14 protein-coding genes are annotated in these 15,990 nt (G+C 36.1%); 5 read left to right on the forward strand and 9 right to left on the reverse strand.

Annotated features, from left to right (window positions below; genetic code table 11):
• From IW15_RS00095 to IW15_RS00105, 3 genes are all read right to left on the reverse strand, one after another.
• On the reverse strand, positions 1–1,275 hold the full coding sequence (locus tag IW15_RS00095) for a TolC family protein (RefSeq protein ID WP_034708273.1): 1,275 nt from the start codon (positions 1,273–1,275) through the stop codon (positions 1–3).
• 93 nt (positions 1,276–1,368) lie between these two features.
• Entirely contained in the window at positions 1,369–2,739 is a 1,371-nt protein-coding gene (locus tag IW15_RS00100) for a sensor histidine kinase (RefSeq protein ID WP_034708276.1), read from the reverse strand.
• A gap of 2 nt (positions 2,740–2,741) precedes the next feature.
• Positions 2,742–3,416, reverse strand: coding sequence for a response regulator transcription factor (locus tag IW15_RS00105; RefSeq protein ID WP_034708277.1), 675 nt, complete (start codon positions 3,414–3,416; stop codon positions 2,742–2,744).
• 147 nt (positions 3,417–3,563) lie between these two features.
• Between IW15_RS00105 and rmuC the strand changes: the two genes are divergently transcribed.
• Positions 3,564–5,072: a DNA recombination protein RmuC gene (gene rmuC / locus IW15_RS00110; protein ID WP_034708279.1), complete on the forward strand. Its 1,509-nt coding sequence runs from the start codon at positions 3,564–3,566 to the stop codon at positions 5,070–5,072.
• 151 nt (positions 5,073–5,223) lie between these two features.
• Positions 5,224–5,991: a TrmH family RNA methyltransferase gene (locus IW15_RS00115; RefSeq protein WP_034708281.1), complete on the forward strand. Its 768-nt coding sequence runs from the start codon at positions 5,224–5,226 to the stop codon at positions 5,989–5,991.
• Positions 5,992–6,145: 154 nt separating this feature from the next.
• On the opposite strand, the gene IW15_RS00120 is transcribed toward IW15_RS00115, so the two are convergent.
• Positions 6,146–6,487, reverse strand: a complete 342-nt coding sequence (locus IW15_RS00120) for a hypothetical protein (protein WP_034708283.1) — start codon at positions 6,485–6,487, stop codon at positions 6,146–6,148.
• Positions 6,488–6,669: 182 nt separating this feature from the next.
• On the opposite strand from IW15_RS00120, the gene IW15_RS00125 reads away from it, so the two are divergent.
• Together IW15_RS00125 and IW15_RS00130 are read left to right on the forward strand one after the other, a co-directional pair.
• Positions 6,670–7,830 carry a hypothetical protein gene (locus IW15_RS00125; protein ID WP_034708285.1) on the forward strand — a complete coding sequence of 387 codons (1,161 nt, stop codon included), beginning with the start codon at positions 6,670–6,672 and terminating at the stop codon, positions 7,828–7,830.
• Entirely contained in the window at positions 7,814–8,395 is a 582-nt protein-coding gene (locus IW15_RS00130) for a hypothetical protein (RefSeq protein ID WP_034708287.1), read from the forward strand. The genes IW15_RS00125 and IW15_RS00130 overlap by 17 nt, the downstream gene beginning before the upstream one ends.
• On the opposite strand, the gene IW15_RS00135 is transcribed toward IW15_RS00130, so the two are convergent.
• A complete protein-coding gene (locus IW15_RS00135) occupies positions 8,344–8,916 on the reverse strand; it encodes a 5-formyltetrahydrofolate cyclo-ligase (RefSeq protein ID WP_034708289.1) in 573 nt (190 codons plus the stop codon). The two genes, IW15_RS00130 and IW15_RS00135, sit on opposite strands and share 52 nt — an antisense overlap.
• Before the next feature lie 78 nt (positions 8,917–8,994).
• Complete coding sequence (trhO, locus tag IW15_RS00140; RefSeq protein ID WP_034708291.1) at positions 8,995–10,365, reverse strand: oxygen-dependent tRNA uridine(34) hydroxylase TrhO; 1,371 nt, start codon at positions 10,363–10,365, stop codon at positions 8,995–8,997.
• 427 nt (positions 10,366–10,792) lie between these two features.
• Between trhO and IW15_RS00145 the strand changes: the two genes are divergently transcribed.
• Positions 10,793–12,325, forward strand: coding sequence for a trypsin-like peptidase domain-containing protein (locus IW15_RS00145; protein ID WP_034708292.1), 1,533 nt, complete (start codon positions 10,793–10,795; stop codon positions 12,323–12,325).
• A gap of 61 nt (positions 12,326–12,386) precedes the next feature.
• Here the strand turns inward: IW15_RS00145 and IW15_RS00150 are convergent, their stop codons facing one another.
• From IW15_RS00150 to IW15_RS00160, 3 genes are all read right to left on the reverse strand, one after another.
• Complete coding sequence (locus IW15_RS00150; protein ID WP_034708295.1) at positions 12,387–12,842, reverse strand: hypothetical protein; 456 nt, start codon at positions 12,840–12,842, stop codon at positions 12,387–12,389.
• Positions 12,842–13,222 carry a RidA family protein gene (locus IW15_RS00155; protein ID WP_034708296.1) on the reverse strand — a complete coding sequence of 127 codons (381 nt, stop codon included), beginning with the start codon at positions 13,220–13,222 and terminating at the stop codon, positions 12,842–12,844. Before IW15_RS00155 ends, IW15_RS00150 begins: the two co-directional genes overlap by 1 nt.
• A gap of 144 nt (positions 13,223–13,366) precedes the next feature.
• Positions 13,367–15,952 (reverse strand): putative LPS assembly protein LptD, encoded by a 2,586-nt coding sequence (locus tag IW15_RS00160; protein ID WP_084681334.1) that lies wholly within the window; start codon positions 15,950–15,952, stop codon positions 13,367–13,369.
• Positions 15,953–15,990 lie beyond the last annotated feature (38 nt).

Here is a 15,990-nt window from a genome sequence, read left to right on the forward strand (position 1 = left end):
CTATAGATCTTGTCCTACAGCATACTGCAGGTTTTCGTAGTATTGATTTAATTCTTTTTTGGTATCCAGGATGATCATTTTATTGCTGATATACGTATCCAGAAAATCCATATACTCCAGCATGCTTATATTTCTAAGTCTGAAATTTTTCTCATGGCTGGTGAGCAGTCCATCTAAAGTGGTTTCATACAAATCATCGATTTCGTGAGAGATTTGCTGGGTTCTGATGTAATTTTGAAACACCGAAACAATTTCATTTTCCGATTTCATAATATTCTTACGGGTTTCATATCCGGATTTGGTAATTTCAAGCTTAGCTTCCTGAATATTTCCTTTGTTCCGGTCGAAAACCGGAAGGTCAAATGACACTCCCAATCCAATAAAATCTTTCATGATATTTCCCCCGCGGTCATAACCTAAAGACAGCGCAATATCTGGTGTCTTCAAAGCATTCTGTAATTCCAGATTTTTCTGTGCATACTTTTCTTTATTTTTTGTCAGTAAAATATCCGGGCGGTTTTCTTTGGCGATCTGCATCCACTTGGACAATTCCAGTTCTGAGATTTGTTTATCCGGCATTTCCAGCGGATCTGAAATCACAATATAAGATGAAGAAGGAATGATAAGCAGCGCTTTTAGCTCTGCCTGCTGCTCTTCGATGTCCTGATGTAAGGAAATCAGCTTTTTCTTAAATTCAATTTCCTGAGCTTTCAGTCTGATGTATTCAGATTTGCTGATATTTCCCTGATTCAATTGATTCTGGTAGGATTTCGTTAATTTCTCAATAGAAGAGATCTGGTTCTGATATAATTTCTGCTGCTCCTGATTGTATATCATTTCGGTAATGGTATTCCGCAAGAGTTTTTTTAGCTCACGCAGCACTTCCTGAAGCTCATACTTTTCTCCATCCACTTCAATTTTCTGAAGTTCGATATTCTTCCGTCTTTTTCCGGCGGTTTGTATTACCTGTTCTATTTCAGCAGAGATCTGAGTATTTTTTCCCCAGTTTCCGATCAGGGCAGGCTGTTGTTCAATATCATAGGTCCGCCATAAATTGACTTCACTGATGCTTAGTTTAGGATTTGGCCAGAATTTAGCCTGTACCACACGGGCTTCTGCCTGGGAAATTTCAAGTTTTTGGCTGATAAGATCCAAATTGTTTGCAATAAAGATCGATTCAGCTTCTTTTCTGCCGACCGATAGAGTATCCGAAATCTGCGCTGAAAAGAAACCGAAAAAATGAATGTACAATAGGGTAAAAATAATTTTCTTCAAGGTCTCATATTTAAGACCACAAAGCTATTTCCTGCACATTAAAGCCCAATTCAAATAGAATTAAGATTGGATTAAGCCCACATTAGAGTTTGATTAGAGCGTCCCGGATACTTTGGGAAATGTAAGAGAAACAGTAGTTCCCTGGCCGATGAGAGAATTAATTTTGATGTCAATATGATGGTGATCAAAAACACTTTTAGACAGCGAAAGTCCAATACCACTTCCCTTTACATGATCAACATTTTTACCTCTGTAAAATGTTTCTGTCACTTTATCGAGATCATCATCGGCAATTCCTTTGCCCTGGTCTTTAATCTCTATCTGCAATTGTTGATTATTTTCCAGCAACGTAATTACAATCGGATGATGATCAGAATATTTAACTGCATTTTCCACAAGGTTATACAATGCCAGATATAACAGCGTTTCATTTCCCGGAAACTCCAGCAAATACGGTTTTGTAATTTGCAAATCAATACTAATGGAACCGTTATTTTCCAACGCTTTAGGATGCAACTTTTCATAAATCTTCCAGATCAGTTCATCAATCCGTACCTGTTGATGTGACTTTTCAAGTTTGGTCAGCCCCGACATCAGTAAAAGATTATTGAGAATATTCTCGATCTCATATACATTTTCCAACGACTCTTTCACTACATTTCTGTATTCTTCCGGAGTTCTGTCTTTTTGAGCAAAAACTTCCAAATTTCCTGAAATGGCAGCCAAAGGTGTTTTAAATTCATGGGAAACATAATTGATAAAATTCTGCTGTAACAGCATACTTTCAGAAATTCTGCCCAGTAATTTATTGTACGATTTAATAAGCTCATCAATTTCATCATGGGTATTGGTAGAAGTAATGGCTTTAGAAATGTCGTTGTACTCTACATTATTGATCCGCTCAACCACATTAGAAATCGGCTTGTACACTATCTTAGAAAGATACCGGCTTAAAAAGTATATCGCAAGAAGCCCGATGATCAGTACACACAGCATAATCACCGAAAGTCTGATCATCTGCGAGGTAAAAGAACTGCTTGATGATTTGGCAAAGACCACAAAATTCCCCTGGTTATCCGGATAAAAAATACCGTAGTAAAAATTATTATCTGCCATAAACTGCACACTTTTGCTGTTTCTTGCAACCCGGAGATGCTGCAGCTTAATATTTTTATCATTCAGGTTTTGTCCGAAAGTAACCTGATTATTCTGGTCATATACAGCGACCTGTTTGTTTTCAATAAGGTGGGTGTATTCGCGTTTTATCTGGGCATGCCTGTTTTTCGGGAGCTCATCTTTTTCTAGATAATAAATAGCAGAAATCAGCGCTGTATTTTTCAGTCTTTCAAAATAAGAGATTTTCGTACTGTCATAATACGCCAGGAAAATAATTCCAAACGTAACGATGGAAACAATGCCGAATGAAAGGCTGGAAATAAGGGTAAATCTGTTTCTTAATGTCATTTTTAATCTTTAACCAGGTAACCTGTTCCTTTTACGGTATGAATGATTTTTTGCTCTGTTTCATCAATTTTATTCCGGATATACGAAATATAAACATCCACGACATTCGTGGTACTGTCAAAATTAATCCCCCAGACATTATGTAAGATCTGTGTTCTGCTCAATACCTTGTTTTTATGCTCCATCAGAAAAGTTAGAAGCTTATATTCTGTAGGAGAAAGTTCGATCTCCTTATCATTCTGGATCACTTTGTGAAGATTGGTGTCAACCCTCAGATTCCCACAAGACAGAAGTTCAGCATCTTCCTGATAGCTCAATTTATTCCGTCTTGTGAGGGCTTTGATTCTTGAAATCAGCTCTTCAAAATGAAACGGTTTGGATAAATAATCATCCGCACCAAGATCAAGCATTTTAATTTTATCATCAGGACTGTTCAACGCACTTAAAACCAGGATGGGTGTATAATTTTTTTTGAACCTGATAAGCTGAGTCAACTGCATTCCATCCATTCCAGGAAGCATAATATCCATCAGAATAATATCAAAATCATAGGCATTAATAAAATCACGCGCCTTTTCCCCGGAATCTGCGAGCACCATCTGGTACCCGGCTTCACCCAACCCTTTGACAAGGAATTTGCTGATTCGTTCATCATCTTCAACTAACAAAATATTCATACGTCCTGAAATTTCCTATAAATATAGGGATTCAAAAAAATAAGTCTGCATCAAATACCTCATACCAATCCATTTTAATAAAATCTTAAGCAGTGATAGTTATTCCAATAAATTTTTACACCCGGCTTTTTTTCATAATTTTGAAAGATGGAGCTGACTTATTTAATTATTGGATGTATTGCCGGAGGAATTCTGGGAGCAGTTATTGTATATTTTGTATTGAAATCTTCTATGGTTTCAAGAAGTTCTTATGACGAACTGAATAATCTGTTTATTAAAAGTACATCAGATCAGGAAAATGCCAACCTGAAAATTCAGGAACTTCATCTCATGATCAATCAGGAAAAAGAGCTAAGTTTACAGCAGACCGATCTTTTCAATGACCTTAAAAATGAATTTGCAAAAATATCAGCAGAATATTCATCGGTAGTCACTCAACTTCAGGAATACAGGAATATCAACGTAAAGCTAAATACTCAAATTGACACACTTTTAGCTGAAAAACAGGATATTTTCGCTAAAAACGCTGAACTTTTTGCAAAAAATGAAGGATTACAGCAATCTCTCAATACCCAAAAAGAAGAAATCACCAAAATCCAGGATGAATCTAAGCTGCAGTTTGAAAACCTTGCGAATAAGATATTAGAAGAAAAATCCGAAAAATTCACAACCCTTAATCAAAACAATTTAAAAACAATTCTAGAACCTTTTCAGGAGAAAATTGCCGATTTAAAAAACAGGGTAAACGAAGCGTATGAAAAGGAAAATAAAGAACGTTTTTCCTTAGCAGAAAAGGTAAAAGAGCTTGCGGAACTGAACCAGCAAATCTCTGAGGACGCCAAAAAACTGACAAGAGCTTTAAAAGGAGAAAGCAAAACCCAGGGAAACTGGGGTGAAATGATTCTGGAAAGCATTCTTGAAAAATCAGGTTTGGTAAAAGGCCGGGAATATTTCCTTGAACATGAACTCCGTGATGAAGATAATAAAGCACTTTTTTCAGAATTTTCGGGTAAAAAAATGCGTCCGGATGCTGTAATAAAATACCCCGATGAAAGAAATGTAATCATTGATTCTAAAGTATCTCTGACTGCATTCACAGAGTTGGTGGATGAAACCGATCAGGATATTTATATGATTAAACTGAACCAGCATTTGTCTTCCATCAAAAATCACATCAATCAGCTGAGCCAGAAAGCTTATGACGATTATGGGAAATCTTTGGACTTCGTGATGATGTTTATTCCAAGTGAACCTGCTTATATTGCGGCAATGCAGGCAGATCCAAACTTATGGAACTACTCCTACGACAGAAGAATCCTCTTACTGAATCCAAGCAACCTGATTACTTCATTAAAGCTGATCGCAGACCTTTGGAAGCGTGAATATCAAAATAAAAATTCCATGGAAATTGCAGAACGAGGGGCTAAGCTCTATGATAAATTTGTAGGATTTGTGGACAATTTAGAAAAAGTGGGTAGAAATCTGGATCAGGCTAAAAACGTATACAATGAAGCTTATAAGCAGTTGTCTACAGGAAATGATAATCTTGTGATCCAGACCCAGAAACTGAAATCATTAGGAATTAAAAATAAAAAAGATCTACCCCAAAGTATGATCGACAATTCTCAGGTTTATCTTGAGAATGATGAGGAATAGTATATTTCCTTGCTTTTAAAAGAAATTAACATCAGATCAAAAAATATTTTCCCGGCAGAAGTCGGGATTTTTATTTCCCTATTTTTATCTACCTTCTTATTTTCATAACAAGTAAAGAAGTCTACTCATAAAATTTACATAATTTTGCAGAATGCTAATAGAAAGTCTTCAGAACGATAAAGTAAAATACATCACTAAACTTATTACTGATAACCGATTCCGTAAAAAATCCAAAGTTTTTACGGTAGAAGGTCAGCAGGAAAATGAAAGAGCACAGCAATACAGCTTTGAAGCTGTAGAGTTTTTTATCTGTGAAAGTATTTTCAAAGGGGAAATTCCTCAGGGAAAGATCCATTATGTAAGCGAAAAGGTGTATGAAAAAATAGCATACCGTGGAAGTTCGGAAGGAATTATAGGAATTTACCATACCAAAGAATCAGAATTATCTTCTTTTAATCCGAAACATGATTCTACGGTTATTATTGTTGAAGGGGTGGAAAAGCCGGGAAATCTTGGGGCCATCTTAAGAAGCTGTGAAGCATTTAGGATCGATGCATTGATTGTGGCAAACGGAAAAGCAGATTTTTATAATCCAAACGTTATCCGATCAAGTGTAGGATGTCTCTTCGGAATGGAAATTTTTGAAGCTGAAAATGATGAGACGTTAGCATTTTTGCAGAAAAACAGCTTTAACATCTACACCACTTTAATGGATGAAAGTGCAGAAGATCTTTATAAAAGAGATTTCAGTCAGCGGTCTGCTGTTCTTTTTGGAACTGAGCACTCAGGCTTAAGTGATTTCTGGATAGGCAAAGGAAAAAACACATTAATTCCAATGGCCGGAAGCATTGATTCTTTGAATCTAAGCAATGCCGTTGCGATTACCTGTTATGAATCTTTGAAACAGAAGAAGGGATAAAGAAGATTTTTAGATATTAGATTTCAGATATCAGACTTTCGTTATGGTAAATGATTGTTAGAAATTATTTTAACAGATATACTAAAATATAAAGCATAAAAAAACCGCTTCACCAGGTGAAACGGTTCTTTTATTTGTTAAGCGTGAGCTAAAATTATTTCTTAGCAGCTTCTTTAGTTGCATCTTTAGCAGCGTCAGCAGCTCCTTTAGCAGCATCAGCAGCTCCTTTAGCAGCATCTCCAGCAGCAGCAGCAGTAGCTTTAGCAGCATCACCAGCAGCAGCAGTTGTAGCAGCAGCAGCATCTTTAGTTGCACCAGCAGCAGCAGTAGCAGCAGAATCTACAACGTGAGCAGCAGAATCAGCAACAGTAGCAGCAGAATCAGTAGCAGCAACAGCAGCAGAATCAGCACCTCCTTCAGTAGAAGTAGCTTCAGTTTTTTTACAAGCAACTAGAGAGATTGCAGCGATAGCAGCTACGAATAATGACTTTTTCATAATAAATTAAATTTAATTTTGTTAATATTGTTTTTTAAAATTTTCTTCTGTTCCGTTATTTGAACAAGACAAAGGTATAGCAGATAGAAAAGTTGTTTATGAAAAATAATTGTAATACCTTTGTAAAATAGTTTTACAATTAAATATAACTGATAATCAATAATTTAATTATTTAAAATAAATTGACAGATTTAGATCTATTGCATTTTGAGCAGCTAAAAAAGGATGTGCAGGCTCAATATTTAAAAGAATACACTCCTTCCCATGATGATATTTCAAAATGGAAAGGAATTGATATTATATATTTCCAGGAAGACCTTCGCAAAAAAGCAAAAGGCAACATCAGCGAAAAATCTTTTTATACCTATTTTAAAACTTCACCAGTCACTAAAATTCCGAGAATTGATATGCTTAATTTATTGAGCATCTATGCGGGTTACGATTCATGGTATGAATTTAAAAAACAGCATCTTTTTTCCGGAGAACTGCTTCAGGATGACACTGATTTAAGTGATGAAGAAATGAAAGAATTAGAGGAAACGGTTGCTCAATCGCCTGTTTCTTTAAAAACAGAGATTCAGCAGAATAAAATTGATTTAAAGCCTCAAGAAAATGTTGATTTACAAAAATCAATACCTGAAAATCAAGTATTTAATGAAAATAAAAATACTGATCAAAAAGATGTAATCGCAAAACCTAATAAAAACTTTTTCAGGAAGAATGTCTGGGCAATTGTTACAACAGTGTTAATTTCTATAACAGGACTTCTGGGATTTAAGGATGAGATTTTTTCAAAGACGTATAAATACTGCTTTACAGATGCTGACAGAGGAACTTCCGTGATCAATACGCTGGAAATAAGAGTCATGAAAGAAAACGAGTCGCCTCTGATCTATAAAATAAAACCGGGAGAATGTTTTTATTATTCCACAAAGGATAAAAATCTGATTATGGAGATCAGTGCGCCCTTCTACGAATCTTTAAAGGTCAACAGAAGCCTTGAAAACGCTCCGGGAGAGGAATTGATCGAAATGAAACCTGATGATTACAAAATGGCCGTTAATTACTTCTCCGTAAAAGATGCGAATGGAAACCCTGAGCTTCTTAAACAGAAAAGAAGTCAACTGGAAAACCTGATCAGCAGCAATGCCGTTATTTATCAGGTATATGATAATAAAACCTACGGTATAGAAAGACTGGACAAACAGAAGTATATTACTTTAGTAACTACCCCTACCACATCATTGAAGAATCTTAACGTCATTGAGATGAAAAAAGACAACAATGGGAAAATAATATCCATTAAATTCAAAATAGCAAGTACAGATGAAAAGAATAAATAATTTTTTAATTTTTACCTTAATGCTTCTCGCTTTGGCTTCCTGCACCAAAAACAAAACCGAAGCAAGCGATCTGGATAAGTTAAGAAACAGCAACAATACGAAAAGCTATCCTGCAGTGCAGATGGACAGCATGCAGGCTGTCAATACAATCACCAAACAAAAAGTACAGGAACTTCTGGACCTGTCTACCCTTTATCTGTCGGGTAATAGAAATACAGAAATTGATACTGTCATCTATTCTCAAATGGAAAGCTATTTCCATAAGCCTGACACACTGACTTTCAAAAAACTGTTCAGAGAACTGGACAGCCTGAAAGTGAAGACTGTAAAAGTGAATAACCTGAATGTTTATAAGGAATTTTATAAGCAGGATACACTGGATTATGCAAAGTTTAATGTAGAATATTTCGACAATAAAAACAGATCTCTTGGAATTTTTGAGAAAAATGCACAATATATTTTACTTTCAACAGCTAAAGCAAAAAAAGAATTTAAATTCTACTTCCTTGATTTTTACTCGGCACCATTGAAGAAAGACAGCACCTCGGTGGTAGTCACCAAGTAATCTAACGGAATATCATGTTCCCAGACATCTTCAATGATTTCATCGGGAGCAAAGTAATTAACCCCTATTTTTTTTGAGTGTTGAGAGAGGCTTTTAAAAAAAGCATCGTAAAAGCCTTTGCCATAGCCTACTCTATTTCCTTTTTTATCGCAGTATAGCAAAGGAGTAATGACATAATCAAAGTGATTTTCCCCGGAATCTTCGTTAGAAACAGGTTCTGAAATCCCCCAACTGTTGGTTTCAAACACTGTATCAGGAAAGATTTCTACTGAAATCAATCCATCTGCAATTTTAGGCACATAAACACGGATATTCTGCTCTAAAAAATACGTAATGAATACTTTGGTGTTAATTTCATTAAACTTCTCAATCGGGACGAAAACATGGATCTTCTGCCCTGCTGTTGGTTTAAAATAATCAATAAAGTTTTTAAAAATCTTTTCAGATAACAAGAAAGCCTCATCGGAAGACAAGGCTTTTCTTTTTTGCATGTATTTTTTTCTAAGTTCAGCTTTTAGCATGATCAAATCATTTTTACTGAAGAATTTTCACAACATAAACTGCGCAGCTTCATCATGAAGTCTAACACATTTTTTATATTATGCGTTTTCAGAATTTTGTGCGATTTTATATAATTTGTCCGATAAACGAACTCTGAACGGAAGCTCAAAGGTAATCTGATCTCCTTTTTTTGCAGTTTCGCAAGGACTTCCATTAGCATAAATTTCCGTCATGGTAAATTCCTGTTCACCAGTGGTCGGACCGGAAATCAACACCCTGTCTCCTACTGACAGTTCTTTGTTTTCAATTAAAAACTGTGCAATCTTGGATTTTGTATAATAATGTTCTGCCTTTCCGATCAATGTTTTTTTGACGGTTATTTTCTGACGAACATTTTTTGTTATTGCTTTTGCTAAAGGTTTATCAGGTAAATCACCTGATTTTTTAAATTTCAATGCTTCAGATTTTCCTTTTCTGAACACTTTATTTCCAACCTGCAGTCCGCTTCTTAATTTCACCTGTTCCTCTAAAGGCAGATGGGTAATTTCCAGACATTCTGTAGAACAACAGTTTTCCATCGCAGCTTTACATTCATCACACTGGATAAACAGTAAATGACATGCATCGTTGGAACAGTTGGTATGGTTATCACAAGGTTTTCCACACTGGTGGCACTGTGAAATAATATCATCTGTAATTCGTTCTCCTAAACGGTGATCAAATACAAAGTTTTTACCTATAAATTTACTTGGTATTCCTTCTTCTCTTATCTGCCGGGTATATTCAATAATTCCGCCTTCTAACTGATATACATTTTTAAAACCCTGATGTTTAAAGTATGCACTGGCTTTTTCGCAACGAATTCCGCCGGTACAGTACATCAACAGTTTTTTATCTTCTTTGAAATCCTGTAACTGCTCGTTGATAATCGGTAAACTTTCTCTGAAATTTTCCACATCGGGAGTAATAGCTCCTTCAAAATGACCGATTTCACTTTCGTAGTGATTTCTGAAATCAACCACAATGGTATCCGGATCTTCAAGCAAATTATTAAATTCCTGTGCCTTTAAGTGAATTCCTTTATTGGTAACATCAAAAGAATCATCGTTCAATCCGTCAGCAACAATCTTATGCCTTACTTTGATGGTAAGTTTTAAAAAAGAATGATCGTCCTGATCCACCGCTACATTTAAGCGGATTCCTTTCATAAAATCGTACACTTCCAATGTATCACGAAACGCTTCTAACTGATCTGCCGGAACACTCATCTGAGCGTTAATTCCTTCATGTGCTACATAAATACGGCCCAATGCATCGAGTGCGTTCCAGGCTATAAACAATTCGTCACGAAATTTTTTGGGATCTTCAATTTTGGCGTACGCATAGAAAGACAATGTAAGACGTTCCTTACCAGCTTCATCAATAAGTTGAGCTCTTTCTTCTGCGCTTAAGGTGTTATACAGTTGCATGCTATAAACGTTTTAAGTGAGAAAAATATTTTTGCAAATATAATGATTTTTTTAATTGAGTCAATTCATCAGTCTCATCCCAACCACACTATCACCTGGAAATACATACTGTAAAAAAGGGATAATTTTTGTCATTCGTTGTAAATAATCTGTGATAATCTGATAAACATTTTTGCAATTATTAATAATTTAGACTTAACTTTAATGACAATACAACCATCTATATGTCATATTGTCATTAATATTTTTTTAAGGTTTGTTAATTGACACCTTAAGAATTATAGTATAAGATATAAATTATTGCTATTGTTGTTAAATTTTAGTTAAAGCTGAAACATTCAATACCAATTGCATACCTATTTAGCATTAAATTTGTTTACAGTTAAACAAAATAAGTTAAGTAATAAATAACTAAGAAAGATATACAATGAAGAGTACTTTAAAAAAACTATTACCATTTGCTGTAGTAGGAGTAATATCCGGAGCTACTACTGTTGGAACACTACAATATTTTGGTCAACACTCTAATAATGGTGACCAATCATACTTCACTTCATCACCGAATGCCTCATTTGTAGGCATGAATACTTCGGCGACCGGAGATGATTTTGTAAAAGCGGCTAAGACCACCGTTCCTGCTGTTGTAACCATTAAAAATTATCAAAGCAGAACTACAAGCAGAGCTTCAGAACAGGATCTGTTTGACTTCTTCTTCGGTGATCCTTTTGGAGGAGGCAGAGGCCAGCAAAAGCAAAGACAGCAGCAGCAGGCACCTGATAATATGCCATCTGGAATGGGATCCGGTGTGATCATCTCTCCGGACGGTTATATCATCTCGAATAACCACGTAGTAGCAGGAGCCAATAAATTAGAGGTTGTATTAAGCAATAAAAAATCTTATATCGCTACCTTGGTAGGAACTGACCCTAATACTGATATTTCATTATTGAAAATTGAAGAAAAAGGACTGCCATTCCTTAATTTTGCCAACTCTGATAATATTGAAGTTGGACAATGGGTACTTGCCGTAGGAAATCCACTTGGATTAAATTCTACAGTGACTGCCGGTATTGTTTCTGCTAAAGGAAGAGGGATCGGAATTTTAGGCGGACAAGGAAAAGCCAGCAACCCTATTGAAAGCTTTATCCAGACGGATGCTGCTATTAATCCAGGGAACTCCGGAGGTGCATTGGTGAATGTAAACGGAGACCTTATCGGAATCAACTCTGCTATCCAGTCTACGACAGGATATTACCAGGGATACGGATTTGCAGTTCCGGCTAACCTTGCCAGAAAAATTGTTGAAGACATCAAGAAATTCGGAATCGTACAGAGAGGATTCCTGGGGGTAACTTCACTTGACTTATCTGACGACCAGCAGGTAGCATTATACAACAAAAGCAAAAACACGAATATAAAAACAGGTTCTGGAATCTATGTTACAGGATTCGGAGATAAGAGCGGTGCTGAAGATGCAGGTCTTAAAATTGGAGATGTCATCACGAAGATTGATAATGCCCCTGTGACAGACTTCGCTGATCTATCCATCGCTGTAGGAAGCAAACGTCCTGGTGATAAAGTATTGGTAACTTATGCCAGAAATGGAAAAGAAAGTACAACAACCGTAACGCTGAAAGATCAGAAAGGAGGCACTTCAACCAAAACAAAAGCTGACCTTAGCGTAACAGAGAAAATCGGAGCTGAATTTGATCCGCTTAATGACAAATTCAAAACTGAATACGGACTGAACAGTGGTGTTGTGGCGAAAAGCGTATCTGAAGGAAGCGAAATGGCGAAAATCGGAATTGTAGACAACTACATTATTATTGAAATTAACGGTAAACCGGTAAATTCCCAAAAAGATGTTGAAAAGATATTAGATAAATATCAGGGCAATGTACAGGTGAAATTCGTAGATGATTACGGAAGAATTTATACGAAAGGTTTCAAAATGCCTTAATAAGAAGAACTAACCAACAACTTCATAACAACAAAAAACGCTGCAAATTGCAGCGTTTTTTTTATTTTGATTTATTCATTTTTTCAGCGATTCTTTTTTTCTTATTCCGCTCATAAATAACTTCTACAATTTTACCCCCTATCCAGGAAAAAGGGAAAAAAGTAAGGAATATAGAAATCTTATAAAAGGTAGGATGATAAGGAAATATAATCACATCCAGCATTGCTATAAACAGCATGATAAACCCAATCAGGATTGCATAGGCTACTTTAGCATACTTTACGATAATGGCAGTTGCAACTCCCCCGACTGTCGTTCCTAACCCGGAAATAAACAGCAGGAAGCCAAAAAAAGCCTTATCATCTTTCATACTAAAAAGAAACCTCTGCCAGTGCTCAAACGGAGCAAAAGCGTCGAAAGTAACCCATTGCGGAAAAGCCCTTATACCAAGAGTGATAATAAGCCCCGCTATACCAAGGCCCACCAAAACCGCAATTGTATTTCTTATAATGTTCATTAATCCTGATGTGCAATCATAGAAATTTCTATATCAACATTTTTAGGCAGACAAGAAACCTGTACCGTTTCACGGGCCGGGAAACTTTCTGCATCCAGATAAGAAGCGTAAATATCATTCATTACTGCGAAATCATCCATGCTCTTAAGGAAGATTGTAGCTTTTACAACATTTTTAAATGTCATTCCTGCTTCTGTAAGAATTGCTTCAAGATTTTTCATAACCTGATGCGTTTCTTTTTCAATTCCTTCTACTAATTTACCAGTTGACGGATCTACAGGAATTTGACCGGAGATGTATAAAATACCATTTGCCATGTTCGCTTGTGAATAAGGCCCGATTGCTGCAGGAGCATTAACTGTGTTAATTATTTGTTTCATATGTGGATATTTATTTTTTTCAAAGGTCCTTTGGAATCACTACCGTCTGTATTTACCTTTCGGAAAATTTCGTCAGCACCGATTTCATCAGAATTTATTTTGGGTGCAAATATAAAATTTATATTATCAAATGCCAATCCGATATTAGAAAGGTGCACCCGGCTGCGTGAAACTTCTGTCTTTATACTTAAGCGCATCACTTAAAATATTAGCTTTTATCCCGATAAAGAAGTCGTACACTTTATACTGCCCGAACGGAACCCAGTTGAAATTAATGGTAAAACTTCGCTGATCTCTTGAGAATCCTATCCTCGTATAAGCCAGCTGTTTCGTTACCATATCATAATGGGTACTTCCATTGATATTCCAGTATGGAGTAAGTTTAATACTTCCGTCCAGACCTACTGAAGCAATTTTGGTTCCTAAACGGGTAAGACTTCTGGAATAAGCATAATTAGCATTAACATTCAAAGTCCATGCCTGATCGAAACGTGCATAATGATCATCATCAAAATAATACTTTTCATTTCGGACTTCTCCTTTTGAAGAATATTTTTTAGCATAATCCGTTTTTTCACCAAAAAGCTCACTGCTTAAAGGATAAGAAAGCTGAATATTGAATCCCTGTACACTAAAGCTTCCAAACTGTTCCGTTCTGATTCCTGTGTCTTGTCCCGGAATAAAAATAATTTTATACGGATCCAGAGAAAGACTTGTATTAACGCTTAATTTATTATTGAAGAAAGAAGATTGCCCGTTGATCGTTAATACAGACCAAGGGTGATCTTTAGCCGCAAAATTATAGTTCCCCGAAAGGTTTAAAGATTCAAATAATTTTACTTTTTTCACTCCGGTAGAATCCTTTTTAGATTTCACCTTCATTTCAATATTATTTCCGATATTAAATCCTAATGCACCTACCATTCCGCTTGAAGGACTTCCTACAATTCCTTTTTCAAAGATGGAATACGGAGTTAAAGCACCATTGGCGTTGTAATAATTTCTGTAATATCCGAAGTTAGGACTCGAAAAATCCGGAGAATAAGTAAACCCGATACTTGGAGTCATCATATGTCGGATTGCTTCTATGGAAGATCCTTTTTTAAACTTCAGCATTCCGAATAAAGTAGTCTGAAGACTGGCAGTTGATGTAAAAGTAGAATATCCCGTAAGGTTTTTATCAATTTCATCCACCACCACATTTTTTACCGGATCATAAAATCTGTTCAGCGTTTTTGTTGTTAATGCATTATCAACATTCGCACTTAAACTGAAAGTAAAATATTTTGCCAGGGTTGTATTGGTCCCTATTGCAATATTATTTTTAAGTCCTGTCTGCATTTTATCCCACATTGCTTTTGTGAAAAGCTCATTTTCCTGTGTAGTCACAAAGTTAGTCAGGTTAAATCCCGTGTTGATAGTAATATTTTCCAGAAGGCCCTGTCTTACTCCTGTTTTGGATTTTAATAAATAAAACTGGTTGATGGCCACGTTCATTTGAGGAAGACGGAGATCCGCCAGTCCTGTTGCGAAGTTCTGAGAGTAAGATGCCGTTCCCGTAATCGTTACCGGAAGTTTCAGGAATCTCTTCGTAAGCGTTACCGTTGAGTTCTGCTGGGTATTCAACACGTTCTGGTTGAAGATATAGTTGTTGTTCAACGGATTATTATAAAACTTGGTACTCACCATATCCACCGAAGCCGCAAACGTAAGGAACGGGTTCGCTTTGGTATCCTGCGTATGATTCCAGGTGATTCTATAGGTGCTGTTTTTCGTATAGTTGTCCAATCCTTTGATCCCTCTTACCATTGTTCCTACATCTGCTGTAAATGTTCCGGAATAGCGGTATTTCTTCAGATAGTTCATCTGCGGCCTCAGGTTCCAGCTTCCTTTGGTATAGATATCTGCAAGTACTTTCATATCAAAATGCTCTCCTATCGGCTGGTAATATCCAATTCCGTTCAGGTAAAATCCGACATCTTCCCTTTCCCCAAAACTCGGAATCAAAATCCCGGCTGCTCTCTTGGCAGAGAAAGGCAGAATAGCAAACGGCATAATCAAAGGAGTCGGAACTCTTTCAATATACATCTGGATAGGTCCCGTAACAATCTGGGATTTATTTTTGGTCTTGATTAGCTTAATATTGGAAGCCCGCATGAAATAATCAGCTGCGGTATCTTTTTTCTTAATGAAATACTCATCCGTCGTATAATCCGCATTTCTCATGGCAAAGACAGAATCATTGTATTTTTTGGTTTTTTTTGCAATAATCACCCCTTCACTTTCTTCCGTTCTTGCATTGAAAGCAATCGCCTGCCTTGTTTTGGTGTTATAGCTAAACTCGTTGGTTTCGTATTTTTTTCCGGCCTGGGTCGTAATTACCGGTTCAATAATCTTTCCTAAAGAATCCAGTTTTCCACGGGCATAGATTAAATTTTTATCATCATCAATAGAAATATAATCTGCATCAATCTGCATGTCCTGGTACTTTACCTGGGCCTTTTTATTGAGGTAAGTCATCTTTTTTTGGACATCTCTTCTCTGATCTTCAGCTTTTGTGCGAAGAATATCTTCCAAAGATTCTTTTTTTACAACTATGGTATCCTTTTTGGAAATAGTATCATTAACCGTATTTTTAGGCAATTTTTCAGGATTTTTCTGTGCTAAAAAATTGTTAAAAATTAGGATAATTAAAATTTGTAATATATTTTTGAGGACGGTTTTGGCCAATTTTGTTATATAATTTAAGGCTCAAAATTAGTATAATT

The organism is Chryseobacterium soli, from assembly GCF_000737705.1.
GTDB classification, from domain to species: Bacteria; Bacteroidota; Bacteroidia; order Flavobacteriales; family Weeksellaceae; genus Chryseobacterium; species Chryseobacterium soli.